Origin of the sequence: Vibrio sp. BS-M-Sm-2 (assembly GCF_041504345.1) — a bacterium.
Lineage (GTDB): Bacteria > Pseudomonadota > Gammaproteobacteria > Enterobacterales > Vibrionaceae > Vibrio > Vibrio satsumensis.
This window is the reverse complement of record NZ_CP167894.1, coordinates 2,139,350-2,155,552: the sequence shown is the minus strand read 5'-3', so window position 1 is coordinate 2,155,552 and position 16,203 is coordinate 2,139,350. Positions and strand designations below refer to the sequence as shown.

11 protein-coding genes are annotated in these 16,203 nt (G+C 46.7%); 9 read left to right on the top strand and 2 right to left on the bottom strand.

What is annotated here, in order from left to right; translation table 11 throughout:
• Positions 1–5: 5 nt before the first annotated feature.
• The 3 genes from AB8613_RS09780 to AB8613_RS09770 all read left to right on the top strand — a co-directional run bounded on the left by AB8613_RS09780 (position 6) and on the right by AB8613_RS09770 (position 3,696).
• Positions 6–1,709: a sodium:solute symporter family protein gene (locus tag AB8613_RS09780; RefSeq protein ID WP_017062715.1), complete on the top strand. Its 1,704-nt coding sequence runs from the start codon at positions 6–8 to the stop codon at positions 1,707–1,709.
• A 202-nt stretch (positions 1,710–1,911) separates the two neighbouring features.
• A complete protein-coding gene (locus tag AB8613_RS09775; protein ID WP_146492406.1) occupies positions 1,912–2,298 on the top strand; it encodes a hypothetical protein in 387 nt (128 codons plus the stop codon).
• A gap of 12 nt (positions 2,299–2,310) precedes the next feature.
• Complete coding sequence (locus AB8613_RS09770; RefSeq protein WP_372383785.1) at positions 2,311–3,696, top strand: class II fumarate hydratase; 1,386 nt, start codon at positions 2,311–2,313, stop codon at positions 3,694–3,696.
• Positions 3,697–3,773: 77 nt separating this feature from the next.
• On the opposite strand, the gene AB8613_RS09765 is transcribed toward AB8613_RS09770, so the two are convergent.
• On the bottom strand, positions 3,774–7,205 hold the full coding sequence (locus AB8613_RS09765; protein WP_372383784.1) for a PAS-domain containing protein: 3,432 nt from the start codon (positions 7,203–7,205) through the stop codon (positions 3,774–3,776).
• A 131-nt stretch (positions 7,206–7,336) separates the two neighbouring features.
• Positions 7,337–8,518: a 3-phenylpropionate MFS transporter gene (locus AB8613_RS09760; protein WP_372383783.1), complete on the bottom strand. Its 1,182-nt coding sequence runs from the start codon at positions 8,516–8,518 to the stop codon at positions 7,337–7,339.
• Between the two features lie 229 nt (positions 8,519–8,747).
• Here AB8613_RS09760 and AB8613_RS09755 point away from each other — a divergent pair, with 229 nt between their 5' ends.
• The 6 genes from AB8613_RS09755 to accC all read left to right on the top strand — a co-directional run bounded on the left by AB8613_RS09755 (position 8,748) and on the right by accC (position 16,052).
• Entirely contained in the window at positions 8,748–10,580 is a 1,833-nt protein-coding gene (locus AB8613_RS09755) for a DUF294 nucleotidyltransferase-like domain-containing protein (protein WP_372384815.1), read from the top strand.
• An 11-nt stretch (positions 10,581–10,591) separates the two neighbouring features.
• Entirely contained in the window at positions 10,592–11,224 is a 633-nt protein-coding gene (locus AB8613_RS09750; protein ID WP_372383782.1) for a 3'-5' exonuclease, read from the top strand.
• Positions 11,225–11,442: 218 nt separating this feature from the next.
• Positions 11,443–13,392, top strand: a complete 1,950-nt coding sequence (gene acs, locus AB8613_RS09745) for an acetate--CoA ligase (protein ID WP_009844693.1) — start codon at positions 11,443–11,445, stop codon at positions 13,390–13,392.
• A 322-nt stretch (positions 13,393–13,714) separates the two neighbouring features.
• Positions 13,715–14,164, top strand: coding sequence for a type II 3-dehydroquinate dehydratase (aroQ, locus tag AB8613_RS09740; RefSeq protein ID WP_010435475.1), 450 nt, complete (start codon positions 13,715–13,717; stop codon positions 14,162–14,164).
• Between the two features lie 74 nt (positions 14,165–14,238).
• Positions 14,239–14,694, top strand: a complete 456-nt coding sequence (accB, locus tag AB8613_RS09735; RefSeq protein WP_146492402.1) for an acetyl-CoA carboxylase biotin carboxyl carrier protein — start codon at positions 14,239–14,241, stop codon at positions 14,692–14,694.
• A gap of 14 nt (positions 14,695–14,708) precedes the next feature.
• Entirely contained in the window at positions 14,709–16,052 is a 1,344-nt protein-coding gene (gene accC / locus AB8613_RS09730; protein WP_017062706.1) for an acetyl-CoA carboxylase biotin carboxylase subunit, read from the top strand.
• The last annotated feature ends 151 nt before the right edge of the window (positions 16,053–16,203 follow it).

The window sequence follows — 16,203 nt, the reverse complement described above, 5'->3', positions numbered from 1 at the left end:
AGAACATGGATATTCAAACTTGGACGTTTATTCTCGTCGGTATTACTTTCGCGGTATATATCGGCATCGCAATCTGGGCTCGTGCAGGGTCTACTAGTGAGTTCTACGTTGCTGGCGGTGGTGTACACCCAGTAGCAAACGGCATGGCGACTGCAGCTGACTGGATGTCGGCAGCATCATTCATCTCAATGGCAGGTATCATCTCATTCGTTGGTTACGACGGTGCAGTTTACCTAATGGGTTGGACAGGTGGTTATGTACTACTTGCACTATGTTTAGCACCTTACCTACGTAAGTTTGGTCAGTTTACGGTTCCTGATTTCATCGGTGAGCGTTACTACTCGAAAACAGCACGTATGGTAGCGGTATTCTGTGCAATCTTTGTATCGTTTACGTACGTTGCAGGTCAGATGCGTGGTGTGGGTGTTGTATTCTCTCGTTTCCTAGAAGTCGACATTAACCTAGGTATCATCATTGGTATGGGTATTGTGTTCTTCTACGCAGTACTTGGTGGCATGAAAGGCATCACTTATACGCAGGTAGCTCAATTCTGTGTCCTCATTTTCGCCTTCCTTGTTCCAGCAATCTTTACATCAATTATGATGACAGGTAACCCACTTCCACAAGTTGGTATGGGTTCTACGCTATCAGGCACAGATGTTTACTTACTTGATAAACTGGATGGACTCACAGAAGAACTCGGATTTACCGCCTATACCGAAGGTAACAAGAGCATGGTGGATGTATTCTTCATCTGTGCGGCTCTAATGGTCGGTACTGCAGGTCTTCCACACGTAATCATTCGTTTCTTCACGGTACCAAAAGTACGTGATGCTCGTATCTCAGCGGGTTGGGCTCTACTATTCATCTCATTGCTATACACAACAGCACCAGGTGTTGCAGCCTTCGCTCGTGTAAACATGATCGAAACAATCAACGGCCCTGACATGCAAGGTGTCGCAGCAGCAGATGCACCAAGCTGGTACAAAAACTGGGAAAGCACTGGCCTAGTGGGTTGGGAAGATAAGAACGGCGATGGCAAAATGTTCTACTCGGGCGATGAACGAAACGAGATGAAGATTAACCGTGACATCATCGTACTGGCTTCTCCAGAGCTAGCGAAACTACCAAACTGGGTTGTAGCACTACTAGCAGCAGGTGGCCTAGCAGCCGCACTATCAACAGCCGCGGGTCTACTATTGGTAATCTCAACGTCGATTTCACATGACTTGCTGAAGAAAGGCTTCAGACCAAACATGACCGACAAGCAGGAGCTATTAGCCGCTCGTCTAGCAGCCATGGTCGCGATTGTCGGTGCTGGTTACTTGGGTATTAACCCACCAGGCTTCGTAGCACAGGTAGTAGCGTTTGCCTTCGGCTTAGCCGCAGCATCCTTCTTCCCAGCGATTATCCTAGGTATCTTCTACAAGAAGATGAACAAGGAAGGCGCAATTGCAGGTATGTTGTCAGGTATTGCCTTCACAGCAAGCTACATCATCTACTTCAAGTTCATCAACCCAGCAGCAAGCACACCTGAAAACTGGTGGTTTGGTATCAGCCCTGAAGGCATCGGTACGCTAGGTATGTGTCTAAACTTCGTAGTATCGATTGCTGTAAACAAAGTAACAGCTGAAGTACCACAAGACGTACAAGATATGGTTGAGAACATCCGATACCCGAAAGGTGCTGGTGAAGCTCACGACCACTAAGCACGACCACTAAATAAAGATGTTTAGCAAAAAATGAATCAGTACTTACATTGTAGGGATTAGGTACTGAATCTCAGAAAGCCGATACGTTATGTATCGGCTTTTTCTTTTCCCGTTTCATTTTATAAAAAGACAAACAAAGGGTTGTTTTTAAAATCTCATTTGATAATAATTATCATTAACATCCAATAAAGAGATGTAAATGATGATGAAAGAACAGCAGGGTCTCTATTCGAGGTTTTACAAAGCACAAGATCGCTTTGTTTCATTAGAACAAGTGCAAGGCCATGAGCCATTTGTGATTCGAGACTACATCGAGTGCGCACTGACGCTTTCCGCTTACTATGAAAAGCACGCCGCCCAAGAAAACATCTTGTTGTGCGAGCTGTACCTGCGCCAAGTTTTCTTCCATTTGATTGAAGCGATTGAGTCTCCTGAGCGCAGTTTCGCCTTTCGTCATATCTGCCTAGACTCTATTCACTCACCACTATTTTATCTAAAACGCCATTACTGCCAGCAGCCTCAAGGCCAAGCGCGTTTTTTGAATCTCAGCCAAACACTACAACAAGTCCAAGCCCCACTTGGCTAACAAGGATAGAAGATGACCCTACAATATCGAATTGAGAAAGACAGCATGGGCGAAGTGAAAGTCCCTACTGATGCGCTATACCAAGCACAAACTCAACGTGCTGCAGATAACTTTGCTTTTAGTTCACACAAGATGCCCACCAGCTTCATTCAAGCATTGGCATTCATTAAACAGGCCGCCGCAGACACCAACGCTCAGTTGGGTTTTTTGGAAGGTGATATTGCCAATGCGATTGCAGAAGCGAGCCAAGAGATCATCGATGGTAAATACCTCGATCAATTCCCGATCGATGTTTACCAAACTGGCTCTGGTACTAGCTCCAACATGAATGCCAACGAAGTGATTGCAACACTCGCTTCAAGAAGTTTGCAAGGGGACGTGAATCCGAATGATCACGTCAATATGGGCCAAAGCAGCAACGATGTGGTACCAACCGCAATTCAAGTCAGTGTCGCCCTTATGGCTGAAAACAAACTGCTACCGGCATTAACTCACCTTTCAGAAGCACTTACCGTTAAACAGCAAGAGCTGGCTGAGGTAGTAAAAACAGGCCGTACTCACCTAATGGATGCGATGCCAATTACCTTTGCTCAAGAACTTGGTGGTTGGAAGTTCCAGATTGAACACGCTAAGCAAGCCATTGAAAGCACCCTGCCCACTATTAAAGCACTTGCTCAAGGTGGAACGGCGGTAGGAACGGGGATCAATGCCGACCCACGCTTTGCCGATAAGTTTGCAAATAACTTGTCTCAATCGACAAAGGTCAGCTTTAACGCGAGTGAGAACTTCTTTTTTAATCTCAGCAGCCAAGACGCGATCGTTGCATTCTCGGGTCAGCTCAAAACTGCAGCCGTTGCGATCATGAAGATCTCAAACGATCTTCGTTGGATGAACTCTGGCCCATTGGCAGGCTTAGGTGAAATTGAATTGCAAGCACTACAGCCAGGTTCTTCTATCATGCCAGGCAAAGTAAACCCTGTGATTCCAGAAGCCGCAGCTATGGCGGCAGCACAAGTAATTGGTAACGACACCACCATTACTGTCGCAGGCCAATCTGGTAACTTCCAGCTAAACGTGATGCTGCCAGTGATTGCTCATAACGTATTAGAAAGTATAGAGCTTTTAGCTAACAGCTCCGTCGCCCTAGCAGATAAAGCCATCGCGACCTTCACGGTACGCCAAGACAATCTCGATTTGGCACTGTCAAAAAACCCAATCCTAGTGACGGCACTTAACCCTGTGATTGGCTACTTGAAGGCAGCTGATATTGCAAAGAAGGCCTACAAAGAAGGCTTACCAATTCTGGATGTGGCAGAACGAGAAACGGACCTCAGCCGGGCAGAGCTCAGCAAGTTGCTTGACCCAACCGCCCTCACTCAAGGTGGTATTGCGAGTTAAATCGGTAACCCATAACATAGCGACCAGATCGAAAAAGGCCTCATACGAGGCCTTTTTCACACTTGGCGTTAATTTAATTAACTCACACGATTCAATACCGCTCTGAGTTTTAACGGTTTCACTGGCTTGGCAATGAAGCTAAAGCTGTTGGCCTTTATCGCAGCCAACATGTCATCGGTTCTATCGGCACTAATGATGACCCCTTCAAAAGAGTCTCCAAGGCGCAAGCGACACTGTTGTAAGACTTCAAGCCCGGTTCGACCATTGTCGAGACGATAATCCGAGAAAATTACATCCGGCTGCCAGCCATCGTCGAGACACTTCAAGCTTTCGACCAGATCAACCGCCGTCTTAACCTCACAGCCCCAACGTCCAATCAAGTTTTCCATACCGACTAAAATTTCTCGTTCATTGTCGACACACAATATCTTGAGATGCTCGATGTCGCTGGTCACCATTGGCGTTGAAGCTTGCACAACTGGAGCCACTTTTTCCGCTCGAGCTAAGGTGATGGAAAAAACACTGCCTTGGCCCGGCCATGAGCGCATCGAAATTTGATGACCAAGTACATGAGCAATACCTTTAGAGATAGCTAACCCTAGTCCCAATCCTTGATCAGCACGAACTTGGCTGCCACGAGTAAACTCTTCGAAGATCTCTTGTTGCTTGTCTTCATCGATACCGGTTCCGTTATCCCACACATCGATTCGTACCTGGCCGTTCACTCGCCTTGCACCCAGGACCACTTTTCCTTCAGGGTTATAACGGAAAGCATTGGTCAAAAAGTTCTGAATCACACGCCTCAATAACTTAGGATCTGAGTGAATGAACAATGACGATGGGATCATCTGAAACTCAATTTTTTGTTGTCTCGCTAACGCGCTAAATTCCGCGTTCAAGTTGGTTAGCACATCGTGCACGGCAATCGCGTGAATGTTGGTTTCTAATTTCCCTGACTCCAAGCGAGAGATATCCAACAAGTCGCCAATCAGATCTTCTGCGGCCCCTAACGCACTCTCGATATGAGATGACAACTGCTTCACCTCTTGCTCTTTTGCCACCTCAGAAAGTGACGAAGCAAACAAGCGCGCAGCATTGAGCGGCTGCATTAAATCGTGGCTTACCGCGGCTAGAAAACGACTCTTGGATTGTGATTCTTGATCCGAAATCTGAGTTGCTTTTACCAAGCGATGGTTCAGTTTTTCGAGCTCTTGAGTTCGCTCATGTACTCTCGACTCCAAGCTTTCATTAGCATCTTTTAGCGCTTGCTCTGCTTGCCTAAATACCGTGATATCGGTAAAGCTCATTACAAAGCCACCACTTGGCATCGGGTTACCTTGCACCTCAATCACTCGACCATCAGGACGAATACGAGAAGAGGTGTGTCTAGTGCCTTGTTCAAGGTGATAAACACGGCGGCGAACGTGATCTTCTGGGTCACCCGGACCACACAAACCTTGCTCGGCATTGTGACGAATCACATCTGAAATGGGTCGCCCTACCTGAATCAAACCCGCAGGAAATTCAAACAGTTCTAAGTAACGTTGGTTCCACGCCACCAGCCTCATTTGCTTATCGATCACTGCGATGCCTTGACCAATGTGTTCAATCGCACCTTGTAGTAAACCACGGCTAAAATCGTACAGCTCAGAGGCCTCATCAACGATGGTCGCGACCTCTTCAAGCTGCATGTTTCTACCCTGTAAAGCAGAAGTAAGTACTAACTTAGCGGAAGAGGCACCGAATACACCCGCGAGTACGCGCTCTGCATGTCGAATCAAACTCGCAGGTGCTTGTTGATTGGGAAGCAGCGGTTGTCCGTGTTGTTGCCAATAGCTGTGTAAGGCGCTTTTCGCTCGCTTTCGACCGACAAAGCGTGATGCCAACATCTCTAGTTCCGCAACCGTCACACGATTCTGGTAAAGGCTGATGTTTTCATTCTCAGGCAGCGGTGTACCAACAAATGCTGCTGATTGTAAGCGCTCACTTAGGCTTGGTCTTGTCGACATCGAAACCACGGCATAGCACAAGGTATTAAGCACAATACTCAGCACAATTCCCCAGTTTGAACTACTGATATCCCAACTGCTGAGCAACTCTGGTGGCGTGATAATCCACAGTAAAAGGTTACTTTGGCTGTCGCCTGCCAACATGCTAGTTTGACTCATTAGGGTAATAAGCCAAATCAACGAGCCCACCATTAAGCCGACATACACACCCTTGCGGTTACCCGGGCGCCAGTACAAACCACCAATCAATGCTGGCGCGAATTGAGCAATCGCAGCAAACGAAAGAAAACCAATCGCTGACAGTGAATGAATGGTATCGAGAGCCTGATAAAACAGCCAAGCACCCAGTAACAGCAGTAAAATTAGCCCGCGACGAATCACTAATAACAGGCCAGAAAAGTGTCGATGTGTTCTTTGGGTTAGACGCATACGGCGCAGTAGCAATGGCATCACTAAGTCATTCGATACCATGATCGCCAGTGCAATGGTCGATACAATCACCATGCCACTCGCCGCAGAAGTACCACCAAGGAAAGCTAATAATGCAATGTGATTAGCGCCTTCTGCAATTGGTACACTGATCACGTAGGTATCCGCAGGCATGCCAGTAAGTAGCCCTTGCCCAGCCCAAGCAATTGGCAGCACGAACAGTCCCATCAAAATCAGGTAAAGCGGAAATAACCAGCGAGCGGTATGCAAATCTTGCGGACGTTCGTTCTCTACCACCATGGTGTGAAATTGACGCGGCAGACAAACAATCGCCAACATGGTTAAAACGGTATGAATAATTAATGTCGGAATATTGGGCGATTCGTAGGTGGAAGCAGCCACATCAAGCAAATCAATTTTATCGCTGCTCAACGCCAGATACATGATGAATAAGCCAACAATCAAAAACGCCGCCAGTTTAACGATGGATTCAAACGCTACCGCCATCATCATGCCACGGTGATGCTCTGTGTTATCAATGTGCCTTGTACCAAACAGCATGGTAAAAATGGCCAAAGCACCGACCACGAACCAAGATACGTGATAGTCCTGATAACCGAAATCAGCCGCTAGGTTTGGCGCAACAATATCCAGCCCCATGGTGATACCACGCAATTGCAGAGCGATATAGGGAAGGATACCGACCACTGCAATAACGGTCACTGCTACCGCTAAGCCCTGAGATTTTCCGTAACGAGCCGCGATAAAGTCGGCAATAGAGGTGATATGTTCACGCTTCGCGATGAGGATTAGCCGAGCTAAGATCCGCCAGCCGAGAGTGAAGACCAAAATCGGTGCAAGATAGATAGGTAAAAAAGACCATGGGTTATTGCTCGCCTGACCAACAGTTCCATAGAAGGTCCAAGAGGTACAATACACCGCAATGGAAAGGCTATAGATCCACGGACGCCAGCGTGATAACCAACGAACCTGCCTGTCTCCATACCAAGCGATCAGAAATAACACGCCCAAGTAGGCTAAAGAGACTGGAATTACTACCCATCCTTGCATTGAAAACCCTTTCTTCATCCATAAAAAAACCTCTCCATAAGGGAGAGGTTTCATTTAACTAAGGATGAGTCATTAACTCAATCGCATCGCTTAAATTCTGTGCTTTAGACTCTAATAATCACTATTGGTTATCAGCTATGAACTTCGGAATCAGGTTGATTAACTTCAACCACAGAGCTTCTTTCATCCAGTTTGATGAACAGTGCCAGTCCACCCATCGCAGCCATTGCCCAGAAGATATTGGCACCCCATAGCTCATAGCCCCAGCCACTCAGTGTTGTCATTAAAGCAATGAATGCACCCAGCGGGATTGCGTTGTACAGAGCTTGCAACGCCACCATCTTGTTCTGTTCTTCAGACTGAATGTATTGAATAGCAGCGATGTGCGCCATCGCGAAGGTCACGCCATGCAGTAGTTGCACCAAAATCAGAGCAGCAATGGCCGTGGTTGATGCTGTGATACCCCAACGAGCCATCACACCTAATGCCGCCACAACAAACAAAGTACGCAACGTTAATCCAGAGAACAGTCGCTTGCTCAGAGCAAACACCGCCACTTCGGCAACCACACCTAAACTCCATAGGTAACCAATAATGGCTTCAGAGTGCCCCGCTTCTTTCCAGTAAATCGCACTAAAGCTGTAATACGCAGCATGGCTACCTTGCAACAACGCCATTAAGGCCAAGAACTTCACAACAGAAGATTCTCGCAGCAGTTCACCCAGCTTAGGACGAACGGCCTGTTGTTGAGAATGCGTCACCGGCATCACGTTCGGATTTCTCATCGCCAACACTAATGACACCAGCACACCAGCAAACGCCGTGTACAAGATCATGTCCGTGCCAAATTTCGCGACCAAGTAACCCACCACTGTCGAACCTGCGATAAAGGCAATCGAACCCCACAAGCGAGTGCGTCCGTAGTCGAGCATATTAAGGCGACTGTAGTGGTTAGCCATCGCATCCGAGAGCGGAATGATCGGCCCATAACAGAGGTTAAACATCACCGTTACCAACAGCATCAATATAAAACTGCCGCCAGTGAAAAAGTGGAAGCCAACAAATAGCAGTGCCGCAAAACTCAACCAACGCAGAGCCGGCATTAAGTGTTCAACTTTATGGATACGAGGCGTAATCACGAGGTTTGCCACACAACGCGTCGCAAAGCCGATACCAATTAAGACACCAATGTCACCCGCAGAAACGCCTTGGTCTTCAAACCACAGCGCCCAAAATGGCAAATAAACACCATAGGCAAAAAAGAAACCAAGAAAGTACTGGGAGATCCAGCCATAGGGAGAAGGACTAAACATAGGCGACCTATAAAATGTGCAGAAAGAAGCAGCACCAATTATGCCTACGTCGCATAGGATGAAAAAGGGAATTATTGCAGAGATAGCATTCCTGTATTCAATGAATATCGATATCCCATTTGGTTCAAGTATCCAGTGTTCAACAGCCCTCACGATCGCATTTAGACTAAAGTCGTCTGGAGCTTCGCTGGTAATTTGTCAGACTGAAAAGAGACTCCTAACTCTTTCGATGCTTATGCCTGATAAATTTAATATGCAGCACCCGCCCTTCGATAGCCTGTCCGACGCGGAACAGTTAACGCTGCGTTCCTCATTAGATGTGGTTTATTACCGAGCACACGAGGTGATATTGGAGGCCGACCGACCGAGCCGCCACCTGCATATTCTGATTAAAGGGGCCGTCGAAGAGCGTGCCAGCAGCGATGGTGAGATCTACGCGCACTATGCCAATGACGATATTTTCGATGTGCGCAGCCAGTTTGAGCCTCACACTAAGCACCAATATATTGCGCTGGAAGATACCTTAAGTTATCTATTGCCAACTGATGTCTTCCTTGAGCTTTACCACGCCAATGGCCAGTTCGCGGCTTACTTTGATAGTAACCTATCGACACGCAAAGCACTGATTGAAGCCGCTCAGCAGCAACAGAACCTTGCCGAGTTCATACTGACCAAAGTAGACGACTCTATTTATCACCCACCACTGATACTTGAACCCGAACAACCGATTAACCAAGTGACTCAAACCCTGAAAGAACAAGGGTTAGACTCGGCTCTAGTTCATTTAGATCATGATGTTCCAAAAGCTTTTGGATCATCATGTACCTTTCCGTATGGAATCGTCACACGGACCAATTTATTGCACGCAGTAATGCTCGATAATCGCCCTCTAAATACTGCGGTTGGCGAGATAGCAACCTTCCCTGTGTTGCATGTTAATCAAGGCGATTTCTTGTTTAATGCCATGATCACCATGACCCGAAATCGTGTAAAAAGGCTGATGGTTTGCGATGGTCAAAACGCAGTGGGTATGGTCGATATGACGCAAATACTCAGCGCGTTCTCCACTCACTCGCACGTACTTACTTTGCGAATTGCGCGAGCCACCAGCATTGAAGAGTTGGCCATGGCTTCCAACAAGCAGCGTCAATTGGTCGAAAGCCTACTCAGTAATGGCATTCGCACACGCTTTATCATGGAGCTAATTTCAGCCGTAAATGAACAGATTATAGAGAAAGCATTTGAGTTAGTTATCCCGCCAGCGCTGCACAATCATTGCTGTCTGATCGTGTTGGGTTCTGAGGGGCGTGGAGAACAAATTCTCAAAACCGATCAAGACAACGCTCTGATTATTCAAGATGGTTTGGAGTGGCATCAATGCCAAAGCGCCATGAACGACCTCACCCACACACTGCAGCAATTGGGTTATCCGTTATGCCCGGGCAACGTGATGGTCAACAACCCGAAATGGGTGCATTCAGAGCAAGAGTGGAAACAAACCCTCACCAGTTGGGTAAGAAAAGCAACGCCAGAGACAGTGATGGATATCGCCATCATGGCGGACGCACACGCTGTGGCGGGTAACAGGGAACTACTCAAACCGGTCAAGCAGCACTTGAGTGATTTGATGCTCGGACAAGAATTGATTCTGACCGAGTTCTGCCGCCCTGCTCTGAACTTCTCGGTTCCCCTGACCCTGTTTGGTAATGTGAAACAATCCAAGTCAGGACTCGACATCAAACAAGGCGGTATTTTCCCAATTGTTCACGGTGTGAGAGCGCTGAGCCTTGAACATGGTGTGACAGTCAATAACACCTTTGAACGCATTGAGCACCTCGTGAACAAAAAGGTACTAGAGCAAAGCACCGCGGATAACCTCAATGAAGCGCTCAAGCAGTTCTTTAAGTGGCGCTTATCACAGCGCCTATCGCAACAGCACAGCAGCAATAAAATCGACGTCAAACTGATGGAGCGAGCAGACAGAGATCTGCTTCGTCATAGCCTGCACGTGGTGAAGAAATTCAAGCAATGGCTCGGCTACCACTACCAGATACGGGATTAGGCAATTGAACGATGAATAGGTTGGTTCGCTATTACTGGCATCACAAGCTCAAAGGCTCTCTCTATCAGCCTCTGTTTACTGCGCCTATTGATCATGAATATGTTTCACTCGATTGTGAAACCACCAGCCTAGACCCCAATCAGGCAGAATTAGTCACTATTGCCGCGACCAAGATCATCGGTAACCGAATCATTACCAGCAAACCTTTTGAAGTCCGATTGCGCGCCCCTCAATCGCTCGATTGCAATTCAATAAAAATCCACCGCATTCGTCATCAAGACCTAAAGCACGGTATCGAAGAAAAACAGGCTTTAGTTGAGCTACTGAACTTCATTGGAAATCGTCCTTTAGTCGGCTATCACATCCGTTATGATAAAAAAATTCTCGATCGCGCCTGTTTAAAACAGCTTGGATTTCCACTGCCTAACCGATTAGTCGAAGTGAGCCAACTCTATCAAGATAAGCTCGAAAGACAGCTGCCCAATGCCTATTTTGATCTCAGTATGGACGCCATCTGTCGCCAGCTCGATTTACCTATCCCGGTCAATAAACATGATGCATTACAAGACGCTATCTCCGCTGCGCTGATCTTTGTGCGCCTAAAACATGGTGACCTGCCCCGTTTCAACTCTTCTTATTCTTAATTCAACCACTGGCGCTTCACATAGAGAGCAACATCTCAAAAATGAACTTAACTCGCTATTTTGTAAGTGAAAAGCAGCGTCTCATCCTAAAGTCTAATTGTGGAAATCGCCGTCCTAGCCGAGAGTGATAACACAAAGACGGTTCTGTAATAGACCTAGAAACTGAACACAAAGGAAGTTGCCAGTTCATTAGGAATGTAGGCACAAGGAGAGATGCAATGAGTGAAGCCCACGTTTATCCGGTAAAAGAAAATATTAAATCAACCACACACGCGGATAATGACACTTACCTAGCCATGTACCAGCAATCTGTTTCTGACCCTGAAGGCTTTTGGGGTGAACACGGAAAAATCGTTGATTGGATTAAACCTTTCACACAGGTAAAAAATACTTCTTTCGACCCAGGCCACATTGATATTCGCTGGTTTGAAGATGGCACGCTTAACGTTTCGGCTAACTGTATCGACCGCCACCTTGCTGAGCGCGGTGATGAAGTCGCTATCATCTGGGAAGGCGATGACCCGGCTGATGATAAAACTCTAACTTTTAATGAACTACATAAAGAAGTGTGCCTGTTTTCAAACGCTCTGAAAGAGCAAGGCGTACGCAAAGGTGATGTAGTTTGTTTATACATGCCGATGGTGCCAGAAGCAGCAGTAGCAATGCTGGCATGTACCCGTATCGGTGCGGTGCACACGGTAGTATTTGGTGGTTTCTCACCAGAAGCACTGTCTGGTCGTATTATCGATTCAAATTCTAAAGTCGTTATCACTGCCGATGAAGGCGTGCGTGGCGGCCGTGCGGTTCCACTGAAGAAAAACGTCGATGAAGCTCTGACTAACCCTGAAGTTAAGAACATCGAGAAAGTTGTGGTATTCAAACGTACTGGTGGCGATGTTGCTTGGCATGAACACCGTGATGTGTGGTGGCACGATGCTATTGCTAATGTATCTGCAGATTGCCCACCAGAAGAGATGAATGCAGAAGATCCACTATTCATCCTTTATACGTCAGGCTCAACAGGTAAACCTAAAGGGGTTATGCACACCACAGGTGGCTACCTTGTTTATGCAGCAATGACATTCAAATACGTATTCGACTATCAAGAAGGCGAGACTTTCTGGTGTACAGCGGATGTGGGTTGGATTACGGGTCACACATACCTTGTATACGGGCCACTAGCTAATGGCGCAAAAACCATTCTGTTTGAAGGTGTGCCAAACTACCCGAACACCAGCCGCATGAGTGAAGTAGTCGATAAGCACCAAGTTAATATTCTTTATACTGCGCCAACGGCTATTCGTGCACTAATGGCGAAAGGCAATGAAGCCGTTGAAGGTACTTCTCGTGACAGCCTAAGAATCATGGGCTCTGTGGGTGAACCTATCAACCCAGAGGCGTGGGAGTGGTACTACAAAACGATTGGTAACGAGCAGTCTCCTATTGTAGATACATGGTGGCAAACAGAAACGGGCGGTATCTTGATTGCACCGCTACCAGGCGCAACCGACCTCAAACCAGGTTCTGCAACGCGTCCATTCTTCGGTGTACAGCCAGCGCTAGTTGATAACATGGGTAACATCATTGAGGGCGCAACTGACGGCAACCTAGTCATTCTAGATTCTTGGCCGGGCCAAATGCGTACCGTTCATGGCGATCATGACCGCTTTGAACAGACTTACTTCTCTACATTTAAAGGCATGTACTTCACCAGTGATGGCGCTCGTCGTGATGAAGACGGCTACTACTGGATTACTGGCCGTGTTGATGACGTACTTAACGTGTCTGGTCACCGTATGGGTACTGCAGAAATTGAATCGGCTCTAGTCGCGTTTGATAAGATCGCAGAGGCAGCGATTGTGGGTATCCCTCATGATATTAAAGGCCAAGCGATTTACGCTTACATCACGCTGAATGATGGCGAGTTCCCAACTGCTGAACTTCATAAAGAAGTGAAAGACTGGGTACGTAAAGAGATTGGCCCAATCGCAACGCCAGATGTGCTGCACTGGACCGACTCATTACCGAAAACTCGTTCAGGTAAAATCATGCGTCGTATCCTGCGTAAGATTGCTACCGGTGATACAGGTAACCTAGGTGATACCTCTACTTTGGCAGACCCAAGTGTGGTTGATAAGCTGATTGCCGAGAAAGCAGAACTGGCATAAGCAACCGGTCACACCCTGAATTACTGTTTAAAACAGACCTTACCTAAACCGTCACCTATGTGGCGGTTTTTTTATGGCTGATCTTGATCTCAAATATCCAGCCCCAAATTAAGGCTAAGGCGCTTTTTTGTTAAGTTGGTAACAATTCCACGCTGTATCAATAGGAGATTAGACCAGTAAATTGCTGCGATTTGCGCTGAATTAGCTATAATCTGGTTCTAATTTTTAAATTTGGGTTTTTCTCACTGGAAATTAACCGCAAATTTTCAATAAAATGGCAACATTCACGTTCGTAAACACGATAAAGGAAGATAGCCCCACGATGTCTACAAAGTTTCGCATTCTAGTTTTAAATGGCCCAAACCTTAACCTGTTAGGCCTTAGAGAGCCTGCACACTACGGTTCTCAAACACTTGACCAGATTATTAGCTCACTGACCGAGCAAGCGAAAGCACACGATGTTGAGCTATCTCACTTACAGTCAAATCGTGAGTATGAACTGATTGAAGCTATCCATAGTGCATACCAAAATGTTGATTTTATTATTATCAATCCAGCAGCCTTTACACATACCAGTGTGGCACTGCGTGATGCACTACTTGGCGTTGCAATCCCCTTTATTGAGGTTCACCTATCGAATGTTCACGCACGTGAACCATTCCGTCACCACTCTTACCTATCTGATAAAGCAGAAGGTGTGATTTGTGGCTTAGGTGCCCAAGGTTATCAATTTGCTTTGACCGCTGCGCTCAGCAAGCTCAACTCAAAGTAAACATAAACAACGAACTATTACTAACCTACTCAGTCAAAGAGTAAGTTCAATTAACAGATAAAGAGAAAGAAACAATGGATATTCGCAAAATCAAAAAGCTAATCGAATTGGTTGAAGAGTCTGGTATTTCTGAGCTAGAAATCTCTGAAGGTGAAGAGTCAGTACGAATCAGTCGTAACAGCACTGCACCTGTAGCACCTGTTCAATATGCAGCAGCTCCAGCACCTGTAGCAGCGGCAGCAGCTCCTGCGGCGGCACCTGTAGCAGCAGAAGCAACGGCTCCTGCAGTTCCAGCTGGTCACCAAGTTCTTTCTCCAATGGTTGGTACTTTCTACGGCGCTCCAAGCCCAGACGCAAAACCATTCGTTAAAGTTGGTCAATCTGTAACTGCTGGCGAAACTCTATGTATCGTTGAAGCAATGAAAATGATGAACCAAATCGAAGCTGATAAATCTGGTGTTGTAACAGCTATCCTAGTTGAAGACGGTCAACCAGTAGAATTCGACCAAGCTCTAGTAATTATCGAATAATAGAGAGCACTCATATGTTAGATAAATTAGTAATCGCGAACCGTGGTGAAATTGCACTACGTATTCTGCGTGCATGTAAAGAGCTTGGCATTAAAACGGTAGCGGTTCACTCAACTGCTGACCGTGATCTTAAGCACGTACTGCTTGCAGACGAAACCATTTGTATCGGTCCAGCTCGTGGTATCGATAGCTACCTAAACATCCCTCGTATCATCAGCGCAGCTGAAGTGACAGGTGCAGTAGCTGTCCACCCTGGCTATGGCTTCCTATCTGAAAATGCAGACTTTGCAGAACAGGTAGAGCGCAGCGGCTTTATCTTTGTTGGCCCTAAAGCTGAAACCATTCGCATGATGGGTGACAAAGTGTCAGCTATCACGTCAATGAAGAAAGCTGGCGTACCTTGTGTACCAGGTTCTGACGGTCCTCTTGACGATGACGAAGCGAAAAACAAAGCGCACGCTAAGCGCATTGGCTTCCCAGTTATCATCAAGGCATCTGGCGGCGGCGGCGGTCGTGGTATGCGTGTTGTTCGTTCTGAAGCAGAACTAACAGAAGCTATCGCGATGACTCGCGCTGAAGCAAAAGCATGTTTCAACAACGACATGGTTTACATGGAGAAATTCCTAGAAAACCCACGTCACATTGAAGTACAAGTGCTTGCAGATGGTCAAGGCAATGCTATCCACCTAGGTGAGCGTGACTGTTCAATGCAGCGTCGTCACCAGAAAGTTGTGGAAGAAGCACCAGCTCCAGGTATCACTGAAGAGATGCGTAAGTACATCGGTGAACGCTGTACTCGTGCATGTATTGAGATCGGTTACCGCGGCGCAGGTACATTTGAATTCCTATACGAAAACGGTGAGTTCTACTTCATCGAAATGAACACTCGTATCCAGGTTGAACACACGATTACTGAAATGGTAACGGGTATCGACCTAGTGAAAGAACAGCTACGTATTGCAGCTGGTCAGCCTCTATCATTCACTCAGGATGATATTAAGCTGCGCGGCCACTCAATCGAATGTCGTATCAATGCTGAAGATCCAGTTCGCTTCCTACCTTCACCAGGTAAGATTGAACGTTTCCACGCACCGGGCGGCATGGGCGTACGTTGGGAATCTCACATCTACACGGGTTACACAGTGCCACCACACTACGATTCAATGATTGGTAAGCTGATCACTTACGGTGAGAACCGTGATGTTGCTATCGCTCGTATGAAGAACGCATTGGGTGAAATGATTGTTGAAGGTATTAACGTTAATACCGAGCTTCAATTGTCTATTATGAACGACGAAAACTTCCAACACGGTGGTGCAAACATCCACTACCTTGAGAAGAAACTTGGTTTGTCATAACCCGTTCGTTTAAGAACAGTCAAAATGCTCACTTCGGTGAGCATTTTTGTTTTTGAGCCGCCGAAAAAATCAATCTTTAATCCCCATTATATTCCGTGGGGTTTTGGTGAATTTGCTCATATTTTCTGCTAGACTCGCCATCCAATTTTTC

What these genes read in the sequence shown, in the direction of transcription:
- AB8613_RS09780 (WP_017062715.1), top strand. Translation starts at nt 6, where the DNA reads ATGGATATTCAAACTTGGACGTTTATTCTCGTCGGTATTACTTTCGCG.
- AB8613_RS09775 (WP_146492406.1), top strand. Translation starts at nt 1,912, where the DNA reads ATGATGATGAAAGAACAGCAGGGTCTCTATTCGAGGTTTTACAAAGCA.
- AB8613_RS09770 (WP_372383785.1), top strand. Translation starts at nt 2,311, where the DNA reads ATGACCCTACAATATCGAATTGAGAAAGACAGCATGGGCGAAGTGAAA.
- AB8613_RS09765 (WP_372383784.1), bottom strand. Translation starts at nt 7,205, where the DNA reads ATGCAAGGATGGGTAGTAATTCCAGTCTCTTTAGCCTACTTGGGCGTG.
- AB8613_RS09760 (WP_372383783.1), bottom strand. Translation starts at nt 8,518, where the DNA reads ATGTTTAGTCCTTCTCCCTATGGCTGGATCTCCCAGTACTTTCTTGGT.
- AB8613_RS09755 (WP_372384815.1), top strand. Translation starts at nt 8,748, where the DNA reads ATGCTTATGCCTGATAAATTTAATATGCAGCACCCGCCCTTCGATAGC.
- AB8613_RS09750 (WP_372383782.1), top strand. Translation starts at nt 10,592, where the DNA reads ATGAATAGGTTGGTTCGCTATTACTGGCATCACAAGCTCAAAGGCTCT.
- acs (WP_009844693.1), top strand. Translation starts at nt 11,443, where the DNA reads ATGAGTGAAGCCCACGTTTATCCGGTAAAAGAAAATATTAAATCAACC.
- aroQ (WP_010435475.1), top strand. Translation starts at nt 13,715, where the DNA reads ATGTCTACAAAGTTTCGCATTCTAGTTTTAAATGGCCCAAACCTTAAC.
- accB (WP_146492402.1), top strand. Translation starts at nt 14,239, where the DNA reads ATGGATATTCGCAAAATCAAAAAGCTAATCGAATTGGTTGAAGAGTCT.
- accC (WP_017062706.1), top strand. Translation starts at nt 14,709, where the DNA reads ATGTTAGATAAATTAGTAATCGCGAACCGTGGTGAAATTGCACTACGT.